Consider the following 25,150-nt stretch of genomic DNA (forward strand, 5'->3'; position numbering starts at 1 on the left):
CGCCTTCCGGCGCCTCGACCGTGTCCGGAATGTCGCCGTGGACAACAGATCTGACGGTCCGTCGGATCGGGGCAGGTCGTCGGGCTCCCGGTCCGGCATGCCTCATTTCGGCAAAGGGGAGGTAAAGGAAAAGTGGTCTGAACCTCTTGACTGGTTGGTCTGGACCTTTCTAGTCTCACCGAAGCACCCTGCGGCGGACGTCGCGCAGTGTGCGGTCACGGACTCCCCACCCCTGTCCGCCCCCACGTCGAGGAGCCCCCTCTTGCTGACTCGCTTCGCCCTGCCCACAAAGAGGTTGAGAGCCGCCGCAGCCGGCCTGACCGCGCTCACCCTGCCCCTGGTCGCCGTCGTCGGCCTGTCCACCCCCGCCCAGGCCGCCGCCGGGGCCACCGCCACCTTCGCCAAGGGCTCCGACTGGGGCTCCGGGTTCGACGGCAAGTGGACGGTGAAGAACACCGGTACCACCACGCTCACGTCCTGGACGATCGAGTGGGACTTCCCCGCCGGCACCAGCGTCGGCTCCGCCTGGGACGCCACGGTCACCAGCACCGGCAACCACTGGACCGCCAAGGACAAGGGCTGGAACGGCACCCTCGCCCCCGGTGCCTCCGTGACCTTCGGCTTCAACGGCGCCGGCCCCGGCGCGCCCACCGGCTGCAAGCTCAACGGCGCCTCCTGCGACGGCACCGACCTGCCCGGCAACAAGGCGCCCTCCGCGCCCGGCACCCCGGTCGGCTCCGACATCACCGACACCTCGCTGAAGGTGTCCTGGACCGCCGCCACCGACGACACCGGCATCAAGAACTACGACGTCCTGCGCAACGGCACCAAGGTCGCCACGGTGACCGGCCTCAGCTACAGCGACAGCAACCTCACCGCGGGCACGAGCTACACCTACACCGTCGTCGCCCGCGACACCGCCGACCTGACCGGCCCCGCCAGCGCGCCCGGCACCGTGCGCACCACCGGCGGCGACATCGTCACCGGCGACCAGGTCAAGCTCGGGTACTTCACCAACTGGGGCGTTTACGGCCGCAACTACCACGTGAAGAACCTGGTGACCTCCGGCTCCGCCGCGAAGATCACCCACATCAACTACGCCTTCGGCAACGTCCAGAACGGCAAGTGCACCATCGGCGACGCCTACGCCGACTACGAGCGCGCCTACACCGCGGACCAGTCCGTCGACGGCGTCGCGGACACCTGGGACCAGCCGCTGCGCGGCAGCTTCAACCAGCTGCGCGAACTCAAGCGCCTCTACCCGCACATCAAGGTGATCTGGTCCTTCGGCGGCTGGACCTGGTCCGGCGGCTTCGGCCAGGCGGTGCAGAACCCGGCCGCGTTCGCCAAGTCCTGCCACGACCTGGTCGAGGACCCGCGCTGGGCCGACGTCTTCGACGGCATCGACCTCGACTGGGAGTACCCGAACGCCTGCGGCCTGACCTGCGACACCAGCGGCGCCGACTCGTTCAAGAAGATGGCCCAGGCCATGCGCACCGAGTTCGGCAACGACCTGGTCACGGTCGCGGTCTCCGCCGACGCCTCCCAGGGCGGCAACATCGACAAGGCCGACTACGCGGCCGGTGCGCCGTACCTCGACTGGTTCAACGTCATGACGTACGACTTCTTCGGCGCCTGGGCGGCCAAGGGCCCGACCGCGCCGCACTCCCCGCTCACCGCCTACGACGGCATCCCGAAGGCCGGCTTCACCTCGGCCGAGGCCATCGCCAAGTACCGGTCGATCGGCGTGCCCGCCTCCAAGCTGCTGCTGGGCATCGGCTTCTACGGCCGCGGCTGGGCCGGCGTGACCCAGTCCGCCCCGGGCGGCACCGCCACCGGTGCGGCGGCCGGCACCTACGAGACCGGCATCGAGGACTACAAGGTCCTCAAGAACACCTGCCCCGCCACCGGCACGGTCGCCGGCACCGCCTACGCGCACTGCGGGACCAACTGGTGGAGCTACGACACCCCGGCCACCATCACGGCCAAGATGGCGTGGGCCAAGGGGCAGAACCTGCGCGGCGCCTTCTTCTGGGAGTTCAGCGGTGACACCGCCAACGGCGAGCTGGTGAACGCGATCCACACCGGCCTCAAGTAGCACAGCCTCAAGTAGCACCGCCGCAAGTTGCACAGCTGCAAGTAGCACCCCCGCACCACCCGCACCACCGCTCGCAGCGGCCCGCCCTCCCCGGCGGGCCGCTGTCGGCGTTTCGGCGCCGAGGAGCGTGAGCGTGCCGCAGGGGTGGTGAAGGGTAGTCCGCGCGCCTGCGGTGCGCCTGTTGAGCGGGCGCGGCGCGGCGGGTTCCACTCATCCGCCGACATGGGGGCGAGCCGGTGCGTGCCGTCCGTCGGCGGTCCGGCCGACGGCACGCACGTATCCGCAGGTCGGGGCGGTGGTGGCGAGGGCGGCCGGTGCCGACGCGAGCGCCGTCGCCCCTCCTCCCGCGGGCCTGCGCTCCGGTCCCACCAGCCGCTTCTGTCCCGTCCGGCACGAGAGGCTTCGGGGAAACCCGGCCGACACGGAGCCGGTTCGCCGAAGAATCAATTGACCGCAGCCACTGCTGACGGGATGCTGATCGAGCACGATGCAATCACCAGTGATTGTTTCGCGCATTTCGACCGGGTATTCGATTCGTGCGAGGAGAATTCGTGATCTCGAGGACGAAGAAGCTCATGAGCGTCGCCGCCGCCACGTTCGCCGCCGCCGCCGCGTTCACCGTGGCCGTGCCGAACAACGCGTTCGCCATCAACCACATCGAGTGCCGGGGAGGCGAGGACTACCTGAAGATCTGGTCCCACAGCGGCGGCAGCCAGAGCGTGGACTGCTACGCGAACGCCGGTCGGACCGACTTCGGCAACTGGTGGGTCGACCGGATCTCCACCGGGAACAACGACCTCATCTACTACGACGCCAACGGCGACTCGGTGAGGATCAACCGGTGGACCGACATCACGTTCCCGAACCACCCGCCGCAGGTGAAGTCCATCGAAATCCTGTGATGGGCGTCGGACCGAACGCATCGCCCGGAATTACTGTTTCCGTCCGACCTTGAAAATGGTCGTACATTCGGGTGAGCGTGTGCCGAGGCGCGGTTGACGCGCCGACGGGTTCACCGGACGACGAGGACCCGGCGCCCGCGGGTGTGGCCGGCCCGGCTGTCGATGTGGGCCGCCGCGGCCTCGGCGAGCGGGTACGCCTTCTCGACGGGGATGTGGAGCCTTCCTCGTGAGATGAGGTCCGCGGCCGTGGCGAGTGCCTCCGGCACGCTCCCGGCCGTGCCGGAGAACCGGACGCCGTGATCGGGTGCGCCGAGATCGGCGATGGAGACCACCTTCCGTGCGTCGCCGGTGAGTTCGACGAGTTCGGGGATCACGCCCGAGCCGGCCAGGTCGAGGGCGGCGTCGACGCGGCCGAGCCCGCGCACCCGGTCGGGCCAGCCCTCGCCGTAGGTGGTGGCGAGGGCCCCCAGGCTCCGCAGGTAGTCCTGGTTGCGGGCGCCGGCAGTGCCGACCACGCGGACGCCGCGGTCGCGGGCGATCTGCAGGACGGCCGAGCCGACGCCGCCGGCCGCGCCGCTGACCAGCAGGGTCTGTCCCGGGCGGACGCCCACCTCGCCCAGGATCCGCAGCGCGGTCTCGACCACCGAGGGGTAGCCGGCGGCCTCCTCGAAGGTGAGGCCCTCGGGCATCGCCGTCCAGGCCGTCAGTACGGCGAACTCGGCGTAGGTGTCGACGCCTTCGCCGAACACATGGTCCCCGACCCGCGTGCCGCGGACGCCCTCGCCGATCCCGTCGACGACCCCGGCGGCGTCCAGGCCCAGTCCGGAGGGCAGTCGGGTGGGGTGGGCGCCGAGGACCTGGCCTTCGCGGACCCGCCAGTCGACGGGGTTCACGCCCGCCGCGCGGACGGCTATGCGGATTTGACCGGGCCCCGGGCGGGGCTCGTCGGTGTCGAGGAGGTGCAGGACGTCGGGATCGCCGAACTCGGCGAAGATCACCTTCTTCATACGGACGACCATAACACTAACCGTTAGTGTTTTGTAGTTGTGAGGATTTTGGTCCTGGTAGCGTGGCCGGATGACCGAGAGGACCGAGCCGGCCGGGCGCCGCGAACGCAAGAAGGCCGCCACCCGCCAGAAGATCGCCGACACCGCCCTTCGGCTGTTCCTCGAACGCGGCTACGACGCCGTGGGGATCCGCGACGTGGCCGCCGAGGCCGACGTCGCCGTCACCACCGTCTTCGCCCACTTCGCCTCGAAGGAGGCCCTGGTCTTCGAACAGGACCAGGACTTCGAGCAGCGCCTCGTCCACGCCGTCACCGCCCGGGCCCCGCACGAGCCGCTCGTCCCCGCGCTGCACCGCGAGATCCGGGCCCTGGTGCACCACTGCACCGCCGACGGCGCCGCACCCCTCTGGCACATGATCGACACCTCGCCCGCCCTGCGGCAGTACGAGGAGGCGATGAGGCTGCGCCACGCCGAATCCCTGGCCACGGCCATCGCCGCGGACGTCGCGGTCACGGCGGACGATGTCGCGGCGGACGATGTCGCGGCGGACGACGCCACCGCAGACGCCGGGTCGGGGCAGAGCACCACGGCGTGCCGGACGATCGCACGATTCGCGATCGACGCCTTCACGCTGGCCCGGGAGGCGGCCGACCCGGACTTGGCGCTCGAGGAGATCTTCCGGATGATCGAAGCCGCGTGGAACACCGCGGGCGCTGGTGGGCACCCCGCCACCCCTGCGGGTCGCTGACCCCGCGAGTCCGGTCCGGGCGGCGACCGACACTGTCCGGGGTGGTTTGCGATGGCGGATCGGGGTGAGAAGAGGGTGCGGTGGGCGAGAGTGAGGTCCGGCCGGCGGATATCCCCCCTCTCCGCCGTCCGGACCCGCCCACCGCGCTCAGAGCCCGGTCACCGTGACGACCGCACACCGGTGACCGGGCGCCCGGGGCCTCTCGGACCGGCGGGCCGACACGCGGCTGCGGGCCGGCGAAAAAGTTTCCGGTACTGCTGTCACATCCGGTGCGGCCGGCGGGTCAGTGGAGTGTTCGAGCAAGCGCAGCGGTTCCACCGCTCCTCCTCCACACGAAACCGGGGTTCTCGCCATGTCCGTCGCCCACGTCGTCCTCGCCGTTGTCAGCGCCCTGTGGGTCGGCTTCTCCGGCGTCTCGCTCGCCCGCCGGGCGGAGTTCGTCACCCAGCCGCTGGTCGAGTACGGCGTGCCGCGCTCGTGGTGGGGCCCGCTGGCACTGGCGAAGCTCGCCGGTGCGGCCGGCCTGCTCGTGGGTCTCGTGGTCCCGGCCCTCGGCGTCGCGGCGGCGACCGGCCTGATCCTCTACTTCCTCGGCGCCGTCATCACCTGCCTGCGGGCCCGCTCCTACAAGACCGTGCCCTTCCCCCTCCTCTACCTCGCCCCCGTCGCCGTCACCCTCGGCCTGGGCCTGGCCGCCTGACGGGCGAACGCCTCCGGCCGGAGGGTCCCCACGACCACCCGGCCGGAGGCCCCACGCGGTCCCGGCCGGCGCGGACCGACCCCGGCTGCTACGGAGCATGACCGTTCACAGCGGCCCACCGTCTCCGGCGGTCCGCTGTCGGCGTTCCGGCCTCGGGGGTGAGGCAAGGTCAGATCATCTCTGGGTCCTGGATCAGAGATTGGCTCCAGTCGGCGAGCAAGGTGGCAGGCCGTCCGCGCCGATCCGGAACCCCGCACGATCGGGGCTGCCCCGACGCCCCCGCTCCTTCCCGCCACTGTCACTCCGAAGAGCGCCGAGCCCAGAGCAGGACATGGCCGCTGTCGCCCTCGGGCACGAACGCTTCGTGAACCACGTCGAGGCCGGCCCGCACGAGCCATGAGCGGCTCGTCGCGGCATCTGCGTGACTCCACCACATCGCCGCGCCGCCACCGAGCCAATTCTCATCGGTCCCGGTCCAGGCTCGATGCCCGGCGGTGGCCAGGAACCAGCCCCCGGGCCGCAGCCAGGAAGCGATCCGGCTCAGCAGGGCGGGCTGTTCCTCCACCGGAATATGAATCAGGGCGTACAGGCAGACCACGGCGTCGAAGCTCTCTTCGGGGAACTCCAAGGTCGTGGCGTCAGCCCGGACGAAGTCGGCGCCCGGCACGAGTTCCCGCGCCCTGCGGATCTGGACCTCACTGATGTCGACGCCCGTCACGCGGTGACCAGCCGTGATCAAGGACCGGACCGCGGGGACGCCGGTGCCACACCCGACGTCCAGGACGGTGCCTGCCTCCGGCAGTTGGCCGAGCAACTCCTCGATCCACGATCCGTACTTCGTCTCGCTGCCGAATGCCCGCTCATAGTGCTCCGAGAGCAGGTCGTACCCTCGCCGGACCACCTCTTTGGGATCTTCAACGTCCACGCGGCGCACGCTAACGGCGCATCGCAGAGAACGCGACTCCTTTTCGGCTCAGGTCCGGCTGCCAGAGCTGCCACCCTCGCGAGTGAACGCCGAGGTCGGGCAGCCCCGAGAGAGCGGCTCCCTCGGGGCTGCCCGACCGTCCACTTCTGCTGATCGGCCGGCCCGCGATGTCCGCCTGCCCGACAGCCCCGACCGCCGCCGAACGCGCGCGGTCGAAGAAGGCCGCCCACGGCCACAGGACCGAGCACCGACTGCGGGTACGCGACCAGGTCGTGCTGCATGCGGCGCGCGGTCGCGCGCACATCGCCCGGGAGACGGGGCTGCATCCGGACACGGCGCGCAAGTGGCGGGGCCGATTCGCCGAGATCCACCCGGCGTCGCCGACCGGCCGAAGACGCGCTCAAGCCCTGGCAGCACCGCTCCTGGATCCTCATCACCGACCCCGGCTCCAAGGCCGAGGCCGAGCGGGTGCTGGACCCGTATGCACGCACCTGTGGCGCGGGGGCGTGCTCGTACTGGTACCTCCCCACACTGCGGGGTTCCCGGTCACCGGCAGGTGCCTGGGCCCATTCGGTGTCGCGTGGCGAGTGCCGCTGGTGGCGATCGCTATCGTGCTGGCATGACCGGCTTCGCGCAGCGGCCGCTGCTGTTCCTCGACGTCGACGGACCTCTTATCCCGTTCGGCGCGGCGCCCGATCGGTATCCGAGTTTCGCGACGGGCGCTCACGCACTCGGTGATGACGCGAATCCGCTCCTGAGCAGGATCGATCCTGCTCACGGGCCCCGTCTGCTGGCGCTCCCTTGCGACGTTGTGTGGGCGACGACATGGATGGACGATGCCAACGAGTGCATCGCGCCCCGCATCGGCCTTCCCAGGCTCGCTGTGGTCAGCTGGCCTGAGCCGTCCGACAGCGACGAGCAGGACGAGCGGCACGGACTGCACTGGAAGACCCGTGCCCTTGTCGACTGGGCCGCGGGGCGCCCGTTCGCCTGGGTGGACGACGAGGTCACCGGCACCGATCGGGCCTGGGTCACCGCCCACCATCCGGGGCCCGCCCTGCTCCATCGCGTCGATCCCCGCATCGGCCTGACCGACGGTGACTACGCGGTCCTCGACTCCTGGCTCCGCCGGCAGATCCGCGTTCCGGACCGGTCACCGTGAAGCCCCGTTCGGATGAGGCGGCCGCAACGGTTTCCGGCTGTGGTGCCGCCGCGGCCTACTCCAGCAGTTCGCCCATGTGGCAGTCGTCGGCGCGGATCGGCCAGAAGTGGTCCTCGGTGGCCCAGGCGGGCGGGTCGAGGGCGCGCAGGACGCCCTCGGCGATGTCGTCGAGGAACTCGCGGGGGCGGAAGACGGCCCATGGCGACGGATCCACCGGACGGCTCCAGCGGCGGCGCTCCGCACGCAGCCGCTCGTACGTCCACAGCACATGGAGCATCGTGCCGAGATCGCGGTGGAGGTAGGGCGCGGGCCGGTCGTCGTCGAACTCGTCGGACAGTTCGATCCGCCCGGTGGCGCCGTCGAGTGCGACATCGAGGTCGTACATCCATCGGCCGAGCGCCACGTACTCGCCCCGGTGGCGGCGACCTTCCGACTCCCCGTCGTCGGCAGGTGCGAAGTCGTCGGAGTGACGCTCCGCCATGGTCACCAGCGGCCCGTTGGACGGTACCGCCAGGGCGCAGCGCCCGGAGACCGGCAGGCCGACGTCGGTGAGCAGGCGTCGTGTCGGGCCGTGGACGAGGCGGTCGGGAAGCTCGTCCGGCCGGAACCGCCGTACCGTGCCGTCGCCGGTCAGCTCGGCGAGATCCTCGACCAGGTCGGGACCGATCACGAACGACGTGTCGCCGGCCTTCCCCGGCTCGGCGCCCCACGCCAGCGCACGGACCAGCAGCGCGCTCTCCCAGTGCGCGGGCCTTCCACCGGTGCGCTCCCACAGCTCCGGGTCGGCCTCGCGCAGCTCCCGCAGACCGAGCCGCACGGCAGCGTCGACGGTCGCGGGCCCGTACGGTGCCCCGTCGTCGCCCTCGGCCCGCTCGTAGTCGCCCGCGGCGCACAGCGTGATGGACTCCACCACCATCATCAGCGCGATCAGGGCGCGCGGGCTGCTGGCCAGCAGGTCACGTCGGAGCAGCCCGTTCCCGTCGGGACACGCCAGGTACACCGCACCGCTCGCCCCGTCGAGCAGCACGACCACGTCCTCGCGCCCCGACGAGTACAGCGCCTCGCCCAGGACGAACAGCCCCTCGCCACCCTCGACGCCGAGGCCAGCGAACCGGTCCCCGACCGCCTCCGGGCGGCCGCCCGACGCGGCCCGCAGATCCAGATACGCGTAGCACCAGGACAGTTCGCCGTTCGCCAGCAGAGCCCGGCTCTCCCCGTCCGTCAGACCGGTCGGCCAGCTGCCGGCCTCCCCACTCTCGTCCAGTCCCACCGCTGCGCCCCTTGCCTGGCCCTTCGTCGTCGGACGAGAGTAGCCCGGGCCACCGACGGAGGTGCTGGAGACGGTCAGCGGTACGGCGCGGGTCCCTCGGCGTGGCCCTCCGCACGGAGCTGTCCGGACCATGAGCGGTGGCGCAGCGCCGGCCGTTATCGGGGCGGTTCGAGGGCGCTGGTCAGTCGTCCGGCGGGGGAGAGGTCGGCTCGGCCTGGGTGAGCTCGGTCCATCGCCACAGTTCCTGCGTGTGACTGCCCGTCGCCGTGGCGAGGGCCACGTCGGCCGTCTGCTCGGGTGTGGGTTCGCCGTCGCGGGCGAGCAGGGTCAGTGGCCAGGTCGGGGTGCGGGGCCGGTCGTGGTCGAAAGGGGACCAGGCCCAGGGGCCGTCGAACCGCCACGCCCGTCCCCGGCGATCGGCGACCTCGTCGCCCGCGGCGAGGAACGCGTAGGGGCGCAGGAGCAGTTCGAGGCGGATCGGCTCACCGCCTGCAGGGTCGATGGCGAATTCCTGCTCCTCGGACTCGGACTCGGGTGTGTGGCTCTCCCCTTGCGGCAGGACCTCCAGGAGGGACGCGGGCCGGGGCAGCATGCCGGTGACCAGGGGCGGGTCGAAGTGGTGGGTCGCCACGACATGGACCACGGTCGGCGGGATCCCCACCAGGCAGGTGTCACCTGCCCGGAGCCTGTCGGCGGTCGGCTCGGTCCGGTAGTACAGACGCCGCGCCTCGCGGCTCCCGGGTGTCGGAATCGCGAAGTCGCCATTCCAGTCGATGCCCCCCGGCGCGGGGTCGGGCTCTGCCCATGGCCAGCGCACGGAGATGTGGAAGCGGGAGATCGCGGTGACAGTGACCCGGGTGAACGGGCACTCCAGCATCAGCACATCTCCGGTCCGGAACCGGAAGTCACCGTGGCGGCCCTGTCGGTCTGCGCCCGGCGCTTGTGCCTGCTTGTGCACTACGTCCCCCTTCCACGCCGGTGATCATGGCAGATCCGGGCGACCATTACCGGCTCGTGGTGAAGGTCGGGTCGACGCCGACCAGGTCGCGGCTGGCCGACCAGAGGCGTGCCGCGACGGTGGTGTCGGTGAGGTGGTTCCAGAGCGGTTCGGTCGTGGGTGTGCCGCGCAGGCCGAACGCCCGGGGCCCCAGCATCTGGCCACCGCGGACGCTCGGGTCGAGGACGGCCCGGACGGCGGGCCAGGCGCCGGCGTCCTTGCCCTGGACGACGAGGCCGAGCGGCAGGTGGCTCAGCCGCTCGCGGGTGGTGCGGACATGGATCGGAGGGCGCGAGGGGGTGAGGGAGTCGAGCGCGCCGCCCGGGTGGACGAGCACGCTGAGGGTTGTGCTGCCGGCGGCGCGCAGGCGGCGGTCGAGGTCGAGGGAGAAGAGCATCTGGGCCAGCTTGGAGCGGGAGTAGGCGCGCTTCGGTCGGTAGTCGTGCGTGCTCTGGAGGTCGTCGAGGTCCAGGCGTTCGGACTTGGCGGCGAAGCTGCCGGTGGTGACGATCCGGCTCCCCGGGGTCGCCAGGAGCAGGGGAGCCAGGTGGTGGGTCAGCGCGAAGTGCCCCAGGTGGTTGGTCGCGAACATCAGCTCGTGGCCGTCCGCGGTCTCGCGGCGCGGTGGACGGTCGAGCGCCACCCCGGCGTTGTGGACGACCGCGTCGAGGCGGTCCAGCCCGAGCGCGTCCACGGATGCCCGGAGCGAAGCGTGATCGGCCAGGTCCAGGGGCAGGTGCCGCACCTCGGCACCGGGGACGCGCGAGCCGATGGACGCGATCGCGGCTCCGGCCTTCACCGGGTCGCGACTGCCGAGCACGACCGTGGCCCCGGTTCCGGCGAGCTGCTCGGCGACGAAGTACCCGATGCCCGCGTTGCCGCCGGTGACCAGAAAGCACTTCCCCTCGGCGCGGGGCAGTCGATGGACGTCCCACGGCGGGGCCTGGGGTACGGAGGGCATGGCGGGCTCCCGGAGCTCGGAGTGGTCTGACGGGCGGGGCGGCATTCACGGCTGCTCACGCCCAGTCCCTACCGTCCCGGGGGCCACCCACATCCCACCGACAGGTCACTGTCCCCGCTCACAGCCGACCGGCACCCGCGCCCCCGGCGGGGCATGGCGAACCGGCGTTGTGGGGCCGCACCGCCGTTCAGGACGACGAGATCGGGCTCTCAGCGCGGTTCACCATCGAGGAACCGACCGGGTCGCTCGTGGCGACTGCACAGTCATGAGTGCGGCGGTCTCAGGCACGACCGTCCCAGGGTGATGTCCCGCTGGACCGAGTGGTGGTGAGGGTCCGCCCGAGGGGGTTTGCGGCGATGGATCGGGGTGAGAAGAGGGTGCGGTGGGCGAGAGCGAGGTCCGGACGGCGAAAATCCCCTCTTCGCCGTTCGGACCCGTCCACCGCGTTCAGAGCCCCGGCCATCGTGACGACCGCACACCGGTCGCCGGGCACCGGTGACAATGTCGGGCTCGGTACTTCGGCGACGGGATCGACATGGCCGGTGGCGTGGTCCAAGGCGCGGACCGTGCGTGACGGGCTCCTCCGGGAGTTCAGCTGAGTCACCGTCGGCGTTCGGTCCTGCGGGAGTGGAACCGCGTCGGTGGGTGCCCGGTTTGCGGCGGCGATGGGCAAGGTGCCGACGGCGACAGCGACGGACCCTGTGGTGAAGGCGACGGCGACACCTGCCCCGGTACCGGTTGTGGACAGCTCTGTTGTGGCGGGCGGAACAGGTTGGTCGATGGTGAGGGCCGGCGTGGCCTGCGGTGGTGTCGTGGGTGGGGCGGGTGTGGGGAGCGTCGACGGCGGTGCGGCGGATCCCGGTTCTGAAGTGCGGTGGCTCGCCTCGGTGGTAGTTGTTGTCGCCGTGGTGGGAGCCGACCTGGACGAACCCGGTGCGGACGGGGTGGACCAGGTGATGTCGAAGGTCCAGCGGTTCCAGTGTCCGAACTGCACTGTGCCGAGCGGGATCAGGGTCTCGTACTCCGCGAAGGTGGCGAGGTCCTTGAGCCAGTGGACCTTGAGCCGCCGGTCGGCGCCGTGCACCGAGAGCACCAGGACCGGCTTGACGCCGTCGTTGCCGGGCTGGGTGCTGAACCACTGGGCGACGATCGTGTCGTCGTCGACGTGCTTCCAGTCCTTCGGGAAGTAGTTGGCGAAGTCGAAGCGGTGGCGCTCGGCGTTCAGGCCCTTCAGGGCAAGTTCGGCGCGGAACGAGGTCCCGTTGGCCGGCACGTTGAACTTCGCGGCGGTTCGTGTTCCGCCGGGTGGGGCAGGAGCAGCGTTCACGGCACCGAACCGGCCGCCCGGCCCGCGACGTTGCCCGACCGTGATCAGGTGCCGCGTGGACCCGTCAGCGGGCGGTGAGGACGCCCAGCAGCCTGGTCACCTCGGTGGCCACCGTGTCGCGTGCCGGACCGAGGTAGGTGCGCGGGTCGACGGTGTCGGGTGCCGCTCGCAGGCGGTCGGACACGGTGCGGGTGAAGAGCTTGTTGAGGTGGGTGGAGATGTTGATCTTCGTCATGCCGGCGGCGACGGCCTTGGCGAGGTCTGCGTCGCCGACGCCCGAGGAACCGTGCAGGACGAGCGGCACGTCGAGGCCGGCGCGCAGCCGGGCTATCAGGTCGAGGTCCAGGGCGGCGTCACGGGTGAGCATCGCGTGGGAGCTCCCCACGGCGACGGCCAGGGCGTCGACGGCGGTGGCGGCGGTGAACGCGCGCGCTTCGTCGGGGTCGGTGCGGACGCCCGGGGCGTGGGCGCCGTCCTTGCCGCCGATCTCGCCGAGTTCGGCCTCGACCCAGACGCCGGCTTGGTGGCAGTGCTCGGCGATCTGCCGGGTGGCGGACACGTTGGCGTCGTAGTCGAGCCTGGACGCGTCGAACATGACCGAGGTGAAGCCCAGGTCGACGGCCTCGTGGACGAGTTCGGGGGACTCCGCGTGGTCGAGGTGGACGGCCACCGGCACCGAGGCCGCCCGGGCGAGCGCGAGCGAGGCGAGGGCGATCGGGGCGAGCGCACCGTGGTAGCGGACGGTGTTCTCGCTGATCTGGAGGACGACGGGCCGGCCGGCCCGTTCCGCGCCGGTCACGATGGCCTCGGCGTGCTCGATCTGCACGACGTTGAACGCCCCGACGCCGTGGGCGCCGGTGCGGGCGGGGCCGACGATGTCGCCGGTGGGTGTCAGAGGCATGAGGGTTCTCCACGAAGGCGCTGGTGGTGTGCGCGGTGCAGGGAGTCCGCGCGGGGAGGGCGTAAGGGAGGGCGTGGCGGAGCGGAAGGGACGGGTGGTCAGGCGGCGGCGGGGCCTAGGATCACCGATCGGGTGAGGTTGCGGGGGCGGTCGGGGTCGTAGCCCCGGGCCTCGGCGAGGAGCACGGCCAGCCGCTGGACGAGGATCAGGTCGGCGAGCGGGTCGAGGGATCCGGATCCGCCCCCCGAGGCCTGCCGGAAGAGTCCGCCGACCCGGGCGACGTCGTCGGCGAGGCCCTGCGGCGCGGGACCGAACAGCCAGGCGACCCGGCCGGGGCCGGTGATGCTGATCGGGCCGTGGCGGTACTCCATGGCGGGGTAGGCCTCGGTCCAGGCGCCCGCGGCCTCGCGCATCTTCAGGCCGGCTTCGAGGGCGAGGCCGTACGTCCATCCCGTGCCGAGGAAGGTGAACTGGTCGGCGCCGCTCAGCTCGGGAGCCAAGGGGGTGTCGAGGGCGAGTCGGGCGTCCTGGACGGCCTCGGCGACCGGGCGCACCCCGGCGGGCAGGGTGCCCTCGGCCTCCAGGTGTGCGCGCAGCAGGACGAGCGCGGTGGTGGCGAACCGGGTCTGGACGACCGATTCCTCGTCGGCGAAGTCGAGCACGACGGCGTGGTCGGCGGCCGTCATCACGGGGGTCGCCGGGTCGGCGGTGAGGGCGGTGGTCGGGACGCTCCCCTTGAGCTTCGCCAGCAGGTCGACGACCTCGGTGGTGGTGCCGGAGCGGGTGAGGGCCACGACGCGGTCGTAGGCGCGGCCGAGCGGGAACTCGGAGGCCGCGAAAGCGTCGGTCTCGCCGTGGCCGCCGCTCTCGCGCAGTTGCGCGTAGGCGTGGGCCATGAACCAGGAGGTGCCGCAGCCGACCACCGCGACCCGCTCACCGCGGCGCGGCAGCGCGTCGGTGTGCGAGCCGGCGGAGCGGGCCGCCTGCGACCAGGTCGCGGGCTGCGAGGCGATCTCGACGGAGGTGCGGGAGGTTTCGAAGGTGGTCACGCGGGTTCCTTGCGGTGGGAGCGGGCGGAGGGGGCCGGAGGAGGTGGAGCGGGTGTCCGGTTGCTCAGCATGCTGTTTCACAAGCAGTCTTTCTGTCAAGAGTTGCTCGTAAATCGCAGATATCAATCACTATCGAGCAAACATCACGACGTGAGGAGAGTCATCGCCCCGGGCCCGGCGGGACCGCCTCGACGACGACCCGGGGGAGCAGCCGCCGGAAGACAGCGGTGTCGACCTCGCCGGCGACCGGGCAGGGGACGGCGGCGGCCGACAGGGCCACCGCCCTGCGGAGGATGTCCGGCCAGGCCGAGCCCGCGTCCTGCCCGGCGGCGATCGCAGCCACGCAGGCGTCGCCCGCGCCCGTCGGATTGCCGGCCAGACGTTCCGGGGGCACTGCCCGCCAGGTGCCCTCCGGGGTGACGGCGTGCAGACCGTCGGCGCCGGCGGAGGCCACGACCGTGCGGGCGCCCAGGGAGCGCAGCGCGGCGGCCGCACCGACCGGGTCCGACTGCCCGGTCGCCGCGGCGATCTCCTCGGCGTTGGGTTTGACCACGTCGGGCCTGGCTTCGAGGGCCCGGAGGAGGTCCGGACCGCTGGTGTCGAGCACCGTGAGCGCGCCGGCCGCCGCCGCAGTGCGCACCAACTGGGCGTAGGCGTCCGCAGGAAGGCCGGGCGGGGTACTTCCGCTGAGGACCACCACGCGTGCCGCCACGACCAGATCGGCGTAGCGGCGGTGGAAACGCTGCCACTCGGTCTCGGTCACCGACGGCCCGCGCCCGTTGAACACGGTGGCGTCGCCGTCGTCGCGCGAGACGACGGCGAGGGTCCGGCGTGACTCGCCGGCCACCTCGACGAACTCGCTCCGGATCCGGGCGCTGTGGAGTTCGTCGAGGATCCGGCGGCCGGTGGACCCGCCCACCAGGCCGGTGGCCACCGGGTCGTGCCCGAGGACGCCGAGCACGCGGGCGACGTTGATCCCCTTGCCGCCCGCCCGTTCCTGCGCGTCGTCGACGCGGTGGGAGGTGCGGGGGCGCAGGCTGTCGACGCTCCAGGTGGCGTCGAGCGCGGCGTTGAGGGTGACGGTGAGGATCATCGGACGGGTGCTCCCGTCCGGCCGGCGGTGACGGGGTGTCCGGCCGCCCGCCAGGCCGCGAGGCCGGCGCCGAGACAGGCCGCCCGGTCCCCGAGTTCGGCCCGCACGACCACGGGACGGCGCTGGAAGGTGAGCCGCTCCGCCAGGCCGGCCCGCACGGGGTCGAGCAGCAGCCGGTCCGCCTCGGCGAGACCGCCGCCCAGGACGATCAGTTCCGGTGAGAGCAGGGTGGCGGTGGTGGCGAGTGCTTCCGCCAGTCCGGTCGCGGCCCGGTCCCAGACCGCTCGCGCCACCGGGTCGCCCTGCGCGGTGAGGGCGGCCACGTCGGCCGCGCCGGAGACGGGCCGGCCGGTGCGGGCGGTGTAGGCGGACGCCACGGCGGCGGCGGAGGCCACCGTCTCCAGGCAGTCGGCGCCACCGCAGGCGCACGCCCCCGCCCCGGACGGGACGGGGATGTGGCCGATCTCGCCCGCGTACCCGCCGGCCAGCAGCGGCCGGCCGTCGCAGACGAGGGCCGCGGCGATGCCGGTCCCGATGGCGACGAACAGGACGTCGGCAGCCCCGCGGGCGGCGCCCATCGCGCATTCGGCGACACCGCCCGCGCGGACGTCGTGGCCCAGGGCGACGGGCAGGCCGGTGCGCTCCTCCAGCAGGGCGGCGAGCGGGAGGTCGCTCCAGCCGAGGTTCACCGACCGGACGGCGCGCCGGCGGACGTCGTCCACGATGCCGGGGACGGCCACCCCCGTGTGGTGCACCGGGAGTCCGGACCCGACGGCCGATCGGTTCAGGTCGAGCAGGGTGTCCGTGATGGCGTCGAGGACGGCGGCGGGCCCGTCGGCGCGCGGAGTGGGTCGGTGCACGGTGTGCAGCGGCCGCATGCCGTGGTCGAGCACGGCGCCCTTCATCCCGGTGCCGCCGACGTCGAGTGCGATCACGCAGCCCGGCGGGTGCTCGTCGGGCGGGGGCACGGCTGGGGGAGTGGGGTCGGCCGGGCGCGGGGAGGGGTTGCTGATCATGGGTGTCGAACCATCCTGGATGATCGAAGATGCGCACTGATTGCGCTTAAGATGCGAAATCCATCAAGATGTGTGAGCGCAGTATCCACGCGGAAGGCTTGCCGAGTCCAGAGGTCGGCCGCCGAATGTCGTGTGACGTGCGCGGCTTGCCCGTGCCACGCCTTGCGCGACGCTGCGGCGATACGATCAACTCCGCGCACACGTCCCGGGTCGGCGGACCGGCCGCCCGAGGCGGCATCCGTTCCCGCCGGGCGCGGTGCGGTGCCGGAGTTCCAGTCGAAGAAGGGTTGCTGCGCATGTCCAAGCAGGAGCGGTGGAGCAAGCTGCTCGAACTGCTCGCGGTCGACGGCAAGCTGGACGTCGACGAAGCGGCCGTTTCGGTGGCGGTGTCGCCGGCGACCATCCGGCGCGACCTCGACGAGCTGGCGGAGCAGCGGCTGCTCGTCCGCACCCGCGGCGGGGCGATCGCGCACGGCGTCTCCTACGAACTCCCGATGCGCTACAAGTCCTCGCGGCGGGTGTCGGACAAGCAGCGCATCGCGACCGCGGTGGCCGAGCTGCTGGGCGAGGGGGACGTCGTCGGGCTCAACGGCGGCACCACCACCACGGAGGTGGCCCGGGCGCTGGTGCTCCGGGCCGGCGGCGGGCCCGCGGAGCGGGGCGAGGCGGCCTCCGGGCCGCTCTACACCATCGTCACCAACTCCCTGAACATCGCCGGTGAACTCGCGGTCCGCCCGCAGTTCAAGCTGGTGGTGACCGGTGGCGTGGCGCGGCCCCAGACCTACGAACTGGTCGGGCCGCTGACGGAGGGCGTGCTGAACCAGGTGGTCCTCGACGTCGCGGTCCTGGGTGTGGACGGCGTCGACCCGAGGCTCGGCGTGATGACGCACCACGAGGACGAGGCCGGCATCAGCCGGCTGCTCGCGGAGCGCGCCCGGAAGGTGGTCCTCGCGACGGACTCGTCCAAGATCGGCAGACGTGCCTTCGCCCGGATCTGCGGCCTGGACCGGATCGACGTGCTGGTCACGGACTCCGGCCTGGTCCCCGAGATGGCGGCGCGGTTCATCGAGGCCGGTATCGAGGTCATCGCGGTCTGACCCTCCCGCACCACCCCCACGCCGCCATAACCAGGTGTACGAAGCACCCTCGCCCGGCGGGCTCCGCTCTCGCGGCAGCCCGCCGGGCGTTTTCCGTTCCGGTGCGGGCGGGAGGGCGGTGAGCCGAAGCGCGCCGGCCGCCCGGCGGCGCTGCCCGGCGGCGCCGGAACAGCGAACGCCCCTGTGCGGTGTGCTTCCTGTGCATCTCCCGTGCTCGAGGCCTGTCGTGTTGGCATCGTTTGCGTAACGGGTCTGGCTCGGGGCCCGCCTCCTCGTGTTTACTTTGCCCACCACAGATGCTCGTTCATGAGCGAAACATGCTTGGATCTTCCACATGTATGCACGCTCCGAACTCTGCGGCAGTTTCCGGACCCCCACTGGGCCGCGTCGTCGAGACCGGCCGGGAGACAAGGCGGTACTGACGATGAACAAGCGCTCTCTCGCAGCGGTCTCTGCCTGCGCCCTCGGGGCGCTCGCCCTCACCGCCTGCGGCAGTGGCGGCGGCAGCACGGCCTCCGCCGACAAGGACGTGACGCTGAAGCTGGTCGCCGCCGACTACGGCGACAAGGCCTCGAACAGCTCGGCGTCCTACTGGAAGGACGTGGCGGACCGGTTCACCGCCGCCAACCCGAAGATCAAGGTCGACGTCCAGGTGATCAACTGGAACGACATCGACTCGCAGGTCAAGACGATGATCCAGAGCGGCAATGTGCCCGACGTCCTGCAGACCGGCGGCTACGCCGACAAGGTCGCCGACAACCTCCTGTACCGGGCGGACGAGGTGCTGTCGGAGCCGACCCGGACCAACCTGATCGACAGCTTCGCCAAGGCCGGCGAGGTCGACGGCAAGCCCTACGGGATCCCGTTCGTCGCCTCGGCGCGGGCGTTCTTCTACAACAAGGCGCTCTTCGCCCAGGCGGGCATCACCGAGGCCCCCAAGAGCTGGGACGACGTCAAGGCCGCCGCCGAGAAGATCAAGGCGGCGGTGCCGGGCGTGACCCCCTACGCGCTGCCGCTCGGCTCCGAGGAGGCCCAGGGCGAGTCGCTGATCTGGGAGCTCGGCAACGCCGGCGGTCTCACCGACCCCAAGGGCGCCTACACGCTCAACAGCCAGGCCAACATCGACGCGTTCACCTGGCTGAAGACGAACCTCGTCGCCCCCGGCCTGACCTACGCCAACCCCGCGACGACGGACCGCAAGACCGCCTTCGCGGACTTCGCGGCCGGCAAGGCCGCGATGCTCAACGGCCACCCCTCGCTGATCCAGATGTCCAAGGACGGCAAGGTCGACTACGGCGTCGCGCCGATCCCCGGGAAGGCCGGTGCGCTGAAGTCCACGCTCGGTGTCGCCGACTGGATGATGGCGTTCAAGGGCCCCGGCCACAAGGAGCAGGTCCGCGCGTTCCTCGACTTCGCGTACGCCAAGGAGAACACGCTCAAGTTCGACGAGCTCTACAACCTGATGCCCGTCACCGAGGACACCCTCAAGGACATGACCGGCAGCGGCAAGCACCCGGACCTCGAACCCTTCTTCGCGCTGCTGCCGAACGCGGCCTTCTACCCGCTCGGCGACACCGCCTGGGACGCCGTCTCCGCCGAGATCAAGAAGAGCGGCGGCACAGCCGTGAACGACCCGGCGAAGGTCCTGGGGGAGCTGCAGAAGAAGGCCGAGGCAGCGGTCTCCGACAAGTAGGCAGCCCGCGCACCGCATTGTCACGGAAGGCAGGCACTCCCTCGTGTCCACCACTTCAACCACATCGGGCCCGGCCGGCAAGGGCAGCCCGCTCCGCAAGGACGGCTCGCTCCGCAAGGACGGCCCGGTCCGCAAGGACAGGGGCGGCCTGGCCCGGCTGGGACCGCTTCCCTGGATCGGGCCGGCCGTCCTGCTGATCGCCCTGGTCGTCCTCTGGCCGGTCTACGAGATGGTCCGCACCTCTTTCCTGAGGATCAGCAGCAGCGGATTCGTCCGGGGCTCGGCCGGGTTCGACAAGTACAAGCAGCTGTTCGCGGAACCGTCACTGCCCTCGGTCGTCCTGTCGACCGTGGTGTGGACCGTGGTCGTGGTCGGCGCGACCATGCTGGTCTCCCTGGCGCTGGCCCAGCTCTTCAACCAGAGGTTCCCCGGCCGGCGCCTCACCCGCTGGGCGCTCATCGCGCCCTGGGCCGCCTCGGTCGTGATGACCGCCATCGGCTTCAAGTGGATGCTCAACCAGACCGCGGGCGTCCTCAACACCCTCATGACCGACCTCGGTCTGATCGACAGCCCACGGGACTGGCTCGGCGACCCCGCGACGGCCTGGCCCTGGATGATGTTCGTCGCCGTCTTCGTCTCCCTGCCCTTCACCACCTACACCCTGCTGGCGGGGCTGCAGACCGTCCCCGGCGAGGTCTACGAGGCGGCCCGGGTGGACGGCGCCGGCCCCTGGCAGACGTATTTCCGGATCACCCTCCCGCTGCTGCGGCCGGCGTTCCTGGTCGGAGTGGTCATCAACCTGATCAACGTCTTCAACTCCTTCCCGATCATCTGGAGCATGACCCACGGCGGCCCGGACAGTGACACCGCCACCACCACCGTGTTCATGTACCAGCTCAAGAACTCGGACATCGGGGAGTCCGCCGCGATGTCCGTGGTGAACTTCGCCCTCGTCGTCGTCATGGTCGTCGTCTTCCTCAAGGCCAGCCGCTGGAACCAGGAGGAGAACTGATGGCCCGCTCCACTCTCGCGCCGGCGGAGACCGCCCCGCCCGCCGTGACCGCCCGCACCGCGAAGACCGCCCGCACCACGAGGGCCGGCGCTCCGCGCTCCGCCCGAACGTTGCGCCCGCGCACCCTGCTGATCGCCGCTGCCGCCTGGCTGCTGGCGGCCGGATTCCTGCTGCCGTACGCCGAGATGGTGATCACCGCACTGCGGCCGGCCGACGAACTGCGCGACGCCGGCTACCTGCCGTCCTCGTTCGAGTGGGCGAACTTCGTCGACGTGTGGCGCGAGTCCCACCTCGGCGACAACCTCCGCGTCACCCTGCTCGTCGCCGCCGGGTCCACCCTGCTCGTGCTGCTGGTCGCCGTCCCCGCCGCGTACTACACCGCCCGGGTGCGGTTCCGCGGGCGCAAGCTGTTCCTGCTGCTGGTGCTCGTCACCCAGATGTTCCAGCCCACCTCGCTGCTGGTCGGCCTCTACCGCGAGTTCTACCAACTGGACATGCTGAACTCGGTGTGGACGCTGATCCTGTGCAACGCGGCCTTCAACCTGGCCTTCGCCATCTGGATCCTCACCGCCTACTTCGCCTCCATCCCGGTGGCCCTGGAGGAGTCCGCCATGATCGACGGACTGGGCAGGGGCGGAGCGCTGCTGCGGATCACCCTGCCGCTCGCGATGCCCGGGGTCGTCACCGCGATGATCTTCACCTTCATCGCGGCCTGGAACGAGTTCGTGATGGGACTGACCCTGTCCACGGTCCCGGAGAACCAGCCGCTGACGGTGGGCATCAACAGCTTCATCGGCAACTACACCGTCCAGTGGAACTTCCTGTTCGCCGGCTCGGTCATCGCCATCGTGCCGGTCGTCGTCCTCTTCGCACTGATCGAGCGCAAGGTCGTCTCCGGCCTCACCGCGGGATCCGTGAAGTAGCCCCGGACCGCGCCCCCGAACGCCCGTCCCCGGCCCCGAGCCCGGGGGCGGGCCCTTCGGCATGCCCGGCCCACCGGGTACGGAAGCGGTCGAAGCTACGACCGGGTAGGCCTTGACGCCCGCGCGGCGCCCTGACACCTTCGTGGTTGAAGCTGTTAGAAAAGCTCACTCTTGGAGCATGTTCGAGCGCCATTCATGCCCTGTCGCACTGTCGGCTCGATGTACTGCTGCCACAGGACGAGCAGCCTGCAGCCCGACACCCGCTCCGCCGTGCAGACCTGGACCGTCGACTGACAGTGATGATGTTCGTGGTGACCCGGATTTGTCGGCTCATCGGCTGCATCACCCCGCACGCGGCGGACGGGCGCTGTGACTTCACAGGAGCCTGGCCAGAGGCCCCGTCACTGTCTTGTCCACCCGCCCGACCGGCGCGTGCCGCCCCCGGCTCGGACAAGCGGCAAGGACGGACATGACCGGCATGACGCACGACGGCCCGGACATCACCGGCGGAGTCGACACCCACGGCCCGACCCATCACGCGGCGGTGATCGACACCTCCGCGACCGGCCGGGACTTGCCGATCCCGGCCTCGCCCTCGACCAGCACCACCGCCGGACGCACCCCGGACACCGTGCCCAGCAGCGCGCGCAACTCGGTGTCCCGCCCCGTGAAGGAGAAGCCCCGGGCGCCGTCGGGAGCCGTTCCACCACCGTGGTCGTCCACACCGTGCTCCCATCGGATCCGCGGCCTCCACGACGGAGGGGACGGACTGCCGCGCTCCCGCCCGTCCACCCTGGTGCTGTGACCGAGAAGGTTCACCGGGTGTGTTCGGTGGCCGCGTTGCCGCGCTGCGCTTCGCGGTCGTTGCGCTGGGGCGGGTAGACGTACGGAGTCGTGGTGGTCAGGACGGCGAACCCGAGTCGTTGGAGAATGGGGCGGCTCTGGTCGGTTGCGTCGACCTGGAGGTAGCGGTAGCCGAGGTCGGCGGCGATCCGGGCGCGATGGGCGACCAGGGCCCGGTAGATCCCCCGGCCCCGCCAGGCGGTCACGGTGCCGCCGCCCCACAGGCCCGCGAACTCCGTGCCCGGGTTCAGTTCCATCCGCGCCGAGCAGACGGGCAGGTCGCCGGCCATCGCGACGACCATGCTGACCGTGTCCGAGTCCTGGGTGAGTTGGGCGAGCAGCCGCTGCCGCAGACCGCCTCCGCTGGTGCCGAAGGCCTGCTCGTGGACGTCCACCACGAGATCCACTCCTGCGGGATCGGTCACCGGGAGCAGGCGGACGCCCTCGGGCAGCGCGATGTCGACGGGCAGATCCTGGATCCGCGCGACCATCACCGCTTCCTCGGGCTCGGCCGTGAACCCGGCCGAGCGCAGCCGCCTCCCGAGATCGCCGGGCCGGTCGTGGGCGTATGCCTTCCACTCGAACTCGCGCCCCAGCGTGCCGAAGTAGCGCACCTGCGCCGCGATCGCCGCATCCGCCGTGGCATCGTCGAGGTCCGACCAGAGGACGCCGTTCCAGTCGTGATCCTCGCCGACCTGCCGCACGACGTCGCCGTCACGCTCGACGCGGGCTCCGGCAGCGTCGGGCCGCGCGTCGCGCCTCATCCGGCGGTCGAACAGGGCGAGCACTTCTTCGTGATCCATCCGCCCACTCCAGCACGAGGTGGGCGGCCCCGCCATTGAGTTTCCTCCTGTTCCCCGCAGACGTGACCGATCACGCGGCACGCGTCGGGAGACGGCCGCCCCGGCGGATGCCTTTCTCGCTGCGGCTGCGGATCCGGATCCGGATGGGATGCGGGCGCGTTCGCGACGCTGCACGGCCAAGACGTCGGGGTGTCGGGCGTTGGCGTTGCGCCAGCGCAGGTAGGCGTGCAGTTCGCGGGTCCGGACCGTCTTCTTGCCGTTGTGGGCGGAGAGGTTGTCCGGGCTCACGTAGACCGGGGCGCCGTCCCGGCGGGCGGCGCGGATCGCCTTGAGTGCGGTGCCCTTGCGACGCCGGATGCCGAGCGGGCCGAACCGGATGCCGAGCGGGCCGAACTCGTCGAACGCGAACGTGCGGTCCGGGAAGCGCTCCAGAACGTGCTCAGTGCGGTCGGGCTTGACGTCGTACTGGGGGTCGGTGCGCTCCTTCCGCGTCCCGGACGACGAAGTCCTCGTCGTCAGAGCCGAGTAGGCGGGGACGGCCTCCCGCCCACCGAGGGTCCGGGCAGGGGTCCGTGAGTCCGGGGGCCCTGACCGGCTCTGCCGTCGCTCCCCTTCCGAGCTGAACGTCTCGCGACCTCCAACCGGCTGATGGCCCGGCAGCGCCAACCCGGCGAACCTCTGCGGTCCAGCACTGGCCCTGCCCCGGCGAGGCAGCGGGGCTGGAAAGGAAATCACGTCTCCCAGTATGTAGCAGCCCACTCCTCGATCGAACAGAACTCAACGAAAAGCAACGCCCGAACATGACGATGCGTGGTCGTACGTATGCCCCTGGTGGATGGTTCGGGTCCAATTGCCCCGCTTCGCCTGTCAATCGGTCAGAAGTCTTGACACAACCGAACAGCACTTTGAAACTCTCCATCACCCCGATTGTTTGCGCGAACATCAGCGACGGACGCGCTGTCGCCGACGGTCGGTGCCACCCCACCCACGATGCGCCCGCGAGAGATCCCGGCCGCCGCCCGGCCCGGGCGGAGGCGTCGGCGCGGCCGCGCGGACCACCCGCACCGGCCGCGCGGATCGCGCACCGGCCGGACGGTCCGCCGCGCCACGACCGGCCCGCGGGCGCGTCGTCGAACGAAGGACGAGTGTGGACATGCTGCGTTTGAGAACGGCCGTCGGCGCTGCCGTGCTGGCCCTGTGCGCCTCCCTGTTCCAGGGCGCCGGACAGGCGGAGGCGGTCACCGTGACGGTCACCAACGGGACCCGGTTCGCGGACACCGCGGGCAACCCGCTGCACGCCCACGGCGGCGGTGTGATCAAGGTCGGTGCCTACTACTACTGGTTCGGCGAGAACCGCAACGCCGACAACTCGTTCCGTTACGTCTCCGCGTACCGCTCGACCGACCTGAAGACCTGGGAGTTCCGCCGGCACGTGCTGACGCAGGCGACCGACCCGGAGCTGGCCGGCGCGAACATCGAGCGCCCCAAGGTGATGTACAACGCCGCCACCGGACAGTTCGTCATGTGGATGCACAAGGAGGGCAGCGCCACCGACTACAGCGAGGCCCGGGCGGCCGTCGCGGTGTCCTCCACCGTCGACGGCGACTACAGCTGGCGCGGCAGCTTCCGCCCGCTCGGGGCGATGTCCCGGGACATCACCACCTACGTCGACGACGACGGCACCGGCTACATGGTCTCCGCCGCCAACGAGAACCGCGACCTGCACGTCTACCGCCTCACCGCCGATTACACCGGCATCGACGCGCAGGTGCAGAGCCTGTGGAACGGCGAGTCCCGCGAGGCCCCGGCCCTGTTCAAGCGCAACGGCGTGTACTTCCTGCTGACCTCGGGCGCGAGCGGCTGGGCCCCCAACCAGCAGAAGTACGCGACCGCCGGCAGCATCACCGGCGCCTGGAGCGGACTGCGGGACGCCGGTGACGGCGTCACCTATGCCAGTCAGACCGCCTTCGTCCTGCCGGTGGCGGGCAGTCAGGGCACCAGTTACCTCTACATGGGCGACCGCTGGGGCAATTCCACGGGCGGCACGGTCAACGACTCGCAGTACGTGTGGCTCCCGCTGGCCTTCCCCACCGACACCACCCTCACGCTGGGCTACTCGCCGCAGATCACCGTGAACGCCGCCGCCGGCCGGATCGCCCCGCTCAAGGCCACCTGGCAGCAACTGGTCGGCCGGCAGAGCGGCAAGTGCGTCGACGTCGGCGACTACTCCTTCGGCGAGTCGGCCCGGCTGCTCCAGTGGACCTGCGGCAACGGCGCCAACCAGAACTTCTTCCTGAAGAACCTCGGCACCGGCTACGTGCAGGTGATGGCCCGGCACAGCGGCAAGTGCCTGGACATCGAGGGCGGGTCGACCGCCGACGGGGCCCTCGCCGTGCAGGGGACCTGCGCCGATGTCCCGTCCCAGCAGTGGCAGGTCCAGCGGGTGGCCGACGGCTCCGGGAACGTCCGGCTGATCGCCCGGCACAGCGGCAAGTGCCTGGACGTCGTCAACCAGGCCACCACCGACGGCGCCGCCCTCGAACAGTGGGCCTGCAACAGCGGCACCAACCAGCAGTTCGGGCGGCGGACCGTCACGGTCTGACCCCGGGCCCGGCCCCGCCCG

General features: G+C 71.2%; 22 protein-coding genes. 10 read left to right on the top strand and 12 right to left on the bottom strand.

The window, feature by feature from the left end; genetic code table 11:
• The first annotated feature begins 262 nt into the window (after nucleotides 1-262).
• Both IF01_RS0122715 and IF01_RS0122720 read left to right on the top strand, forming a co-directional pair.
• On the top strand, nucleotides 263-2,098 hold the full coding sequence (locus IF01_RS0122715; protein ID WP_037780747.1) for a glycosyl hydrolase family 18 protein: 1,836 nt from the start codon (nucleotides 263-265) through the stop codon (nucleotides 2,096-2,098).
• Between the two features lie 575 nt (nucleotides 2,099-2,673).
• Nucleotides 2,674-3,000, top strand: a complete 327-nt coding sequence (locus IF01_RS0122720; RefSeq protein ID WP_199523246.1) for a beta/gamma crystallin domain-containing protein — start codon at nucleotides 2,674-2,676, stop codon at nucleotides 2,998-3,000.
• Nucleotides 3,001-3,110: 110 nt separating this feature from the next.
• On the opposite strand, the gene IF01_RS0122725 is transcribed toward IF01_RS0122720, so the two are convergent.
• Nucleotides 3,111-4,007 (bottom strand): NADP-dependent oxidoreductase, encoded by an 897-nt coding sequence (locus IF01_RS0122725; RefSeq protein WP_030395345.1) that lies wholly within the window; start codon nucleotides 4,005-4,007, stop codon nucleotides 3,111-3,113.
• A 70-nt stretch (nucleotides 4,008-4,077) separates the two neighbouring features.
• Between IF01_RS0122725 and IF01_RS0122730 the strand changes: the two genes are divergently transcribed.
• Both IF01_RS0122730 and IF01_RS0122735 read left to right on the top strand, forming a co-directional pair.
• Nucleotides 4,078-4,755: a TetR/AcrR family transcriptional regulator gene (locus IF01_RS0122730; RefSeq protein WP_030395346.1), complete on the top strand. Its 678-nt coding sequence runs from the start codon at nucleotides 4,078-4,080 to the stop codon at nucleotides 4,753-4,755.
• A 352-nt stretch (nucleotides 4,756-5,107) separates the two neighbouring features.
• Nucleotides 5,108-5,455, top strand: a complete 348-nt coding sequence (locus tag IF01_RS0122735) for a DoxX family protein (RefSeq protein WP_030395347.1) — start codon at nucleotides 5,108-5,110, stop codon at nucleotides 5,453-5,455.
• Nucleotides 5,456-5,753: 298 nt separating this feature from the next.
• On the opposite strand, the gene IF01_RS0122740 is transcribed toward IF01_RS0122735, so the two are convergent.
• A complete protein-coding gene (locus IF01_RS0122740; protein WP_030395348.1) occupies nucleotides 5,754-6,380 on the bottom strand; it encodes a class I SAM-dependent methyltransferase in 627 nt (208 codons plus the stop codon).
• Nucleotides 6,381-6,999: 619 nt separating this feature from the next.
• On the opposite strand from IF01_RS0122740, the gene IF01_RS0122745 reads away from it, so the two are divergent.
• Complete coding sequence (locus tag IF01_RS0122745) at nucleotides 7,000-7,542, top strand: HAD domain-containing protein (RefSeq protein ID WP_030395349.1); 543 nt, start codon at nucleotides 7,000-7,002, stop codon at nucleotides 7,540-7,542.
• A 55-nt stretch (nucleotides 7,543-7,597) separates the two neighbouring features.
• Here the strand turns inward: IF01_RS0122745 and IF01_RS0122750 are convergent, their stop codons facing one another.
• The 8 genes from IF01_RS0122750 to IF01_RS0122785 form a co-directional block, all read right to left on the bottom strand.
• Nucleotides 7,598-8,812 carry an SUKH-4 family immunity protein gene (locus IF01_RS0122750; RefSeq protein WP_030395350.1) on the bottom strand — a complete coding sequence of 405 codons (1,215 nt, stop codon included), beginning with the start codon at nucleotides 8,810-8,812 and terminating at the stop codon, nucleotides 7,598-7,600.
• 181 nt (nucleotides 8,813-8,993) lie between these two features.
• Nucleotides 8,994-9,689: a hypothetical protein gene (locus tag IF01_RS0122755; RefSeq protein ID WP_063764278.1), complete on the bottom strand. Its 696-nt coding sequence runs from the start codon at nucleotides 9,687-9,689 to the stop codon at nucleotides 8,994-8,996.
• A 127-nt stretch (nucleotides 9,690-9,816) separates the two neighbouring features.
• Nucleotides 9,817-10,770, bottom strand: a complete 954-nt coding sequence (locus IF01_RS0122760) for an SDR family NAD(P)-dependent oxidoreductase (RefSeq protein WP_030395352.1) — start codon at nucleotides 10,768-10,770, stop codon at nucleotides 9,817-9,819.
• A gap of 280 nt (nucleotides 10,771-11,050) precedes the next feature.
• The gene (locus IF01_RS45775; protein WP_279617274.1) at nucleotides 11,051-12,097 is read right to left on the bottom strand and encodes a heparin lyase I family protein; all 1,047 of its coding nucleotides are present in this window, start codon (nucleotides 12,095-12,097) and stop codon (nucleotides 11,051-11,053) included.
• A 64-nt stretch (nucleotides 12,098-12,161) separates the two neighbouring features.
• A complete protein-coding gene (locus IF01_RS0122770) occupies nucleotides 12,162-12,998 on the bottom strand; it encodes a class II fructose-bisphosphate aldolase (protein ID WP_030395354.1) in 837 nt (278 codons plus the stop codon).
• A gap of 98 nt (nucleotides 12,999-13,096) precedes the next feature.
• Nucleotides 13,097-14,047 (bottom strand): SIS domain-containing protein, encoded by a 951-nt coding sequence (locus IF01_RS0122775; RefSeq protein WP_030395355.1) that lies wholly within the window; start codon nucleotides 14,045-14,047, stop codon nucleotides 13,097-13,099.
• Nucleotides 14,048-14,207: 160 nt separating this feature from the next.
• Nucleotides 14,208-15,140 (bottom strand): 1-phosphofructokinase family hexose kinase, encoded by a 933-nt coding sequence (locus IF01_RS0122780; protein ID WP_030395356.1) that lies wholly within the window; start codon nucleotides 15,138-15,140, stop codon nucleotides 14,208-14,210.
• Entirely contained in the window at nucleotides 15,137-16,156 is a 1,020-nt protein-coding gene (locus IF01_RS0122785; protein ID WP_078880208.1) for an ROK family protein, read from the bottom strand. Before IF01_RS0122785 ends, IF01_RS0122780 begins: the two co-directional genes overlap by 4 nt.
• 296 nt (nucleotides 16,157-16,452) lie before the next feature.
• Between IF01_RS0122785 and IF01_RS0122790 the strand changes: the two genes are divergently transcribed.
• The 4 genes from IF01_RS0122790 (at nucleotide 16,453) to IF01_RS0122805 (ending at nucleotide 20,881) form a co-directional block, all read left to right on the top strand.
• Nucleotides 16,453-17,253 (top strand): DeoR/GlpR family DNA-binding transcription regulator, encoded by an 801-nt coding sequence (locus IF01_RS0122790; RefSeq protein WP_030395358.1) that lies wholly within the window; start codon nucleotides 16,453-16,455, stop codon nucleotides 17,251-17,253.
• 424 nt (nucleotides 17,254-17,677) lie between these two features.
• Nucleotides 17,678-18,946: an extracellular solute-binding protein gene (locus IF01_RS0122795; protein WP_030395359.1), complete on the top strand. Its 1,269-nt coding sequence runs from the start codon at nucleotides 17,678-17,680 to the stop codon at nucleotides 18,944-18,946.
• Nucleotides 18,947-18,989: 43 nt separating this feature from the next.
• The gene (locus tag IF01_RS0122800) at nucleotides 18,990-19,958 is read left to right on the top strand and encodes a carbohydrate ABC transporter permease (protein ID WP_078880209.1); all 969 of its coding nucleotides are present in this window, start codon (nucleotides 18,990-18,992) and stop codon (nucleotides 19,956-19,958) included.
• The gene (locus IF01_RS0122805; protein WP_030395361.1) at nucleotides 19,958-20,881 is read left to right on the top strand and encodes a carbohydrate ABC transporter permease; all 924 of its coding nucleotides are present in this window, start codon (nucleotides 19,958-19,960) and stop codon (nucleotides 20,879-20,881) included. Before IF01_RS0122800 ends, IF01_RS0122805 begins: the two co-directional genes overlap by 1 nt.
• 534 nt (nucleotides 20,882-21,415) lie before the next feature.
• Here IF01_RS0122805 and IF01_RS0122810 read toward each other — a convergent pair.
• Together IF01_RS0122810 and IF01_RS0122815 are read right to left on the bottom strand one after the other, a co-directional pair.
• Nucleotides 21,416-21,604: an ATP-binding protein gene (locus IF01_RS0122810; RefSeq protein ID WP_030395362.1), complete on the bottom strand. Its 189-nt coding sequence runs from the start codon at nucleotides 21,602-21,604 to the stop codon at nucleotides 21,416-21,418.
• Between the two features lie 92 nt (nucleotides 21,605-21,696).
• The gene (locus IF01_RS0122815; protein WP_051742972.1) at nucleotides 21,697-22,527 is read right to left on the bottom strand and encodes a GNAT family N-acetyltransferase; all 831 of its coding nucleotides are present in this window, start codon (nucleotides 22,525-22,527) and stop codon (nucleotides 21,697-21,699) included.
• A 1,153-nt stretch (nucleotides 22,528-23,680) separates the two neighbouring features.
• Here IF01_RS0122815 and IF01_RS0122820 point away from each other — a divergent pair.
• Nucleotides 23,681-25,129 (top strand): RICIN domain-containing protein, encoded by a 1,449-nt coding sequence (locus tag IF01_RS0122820; protein WP_030395364.1) that lies wholly within the window; start codon nucleotides 23,681-23,683, stop codon nucleotides 25,127-25,129.
• The last annotated feature ends 21 nt before the right edge of the window (nucleotides 25,130-25,150 follow it).

Origin of the sequence: Kitasatospora purpeofusca (assembly GCF_000718025.1) — a bacterium.
GTDB classification, from domain to species: domain Bacteria; phylum Actinomycetota; class Actinomycetes; order Streptomycetales; family Streptomycetaceae; genus Kitasatospora; species Kitasatospora purpeofusca.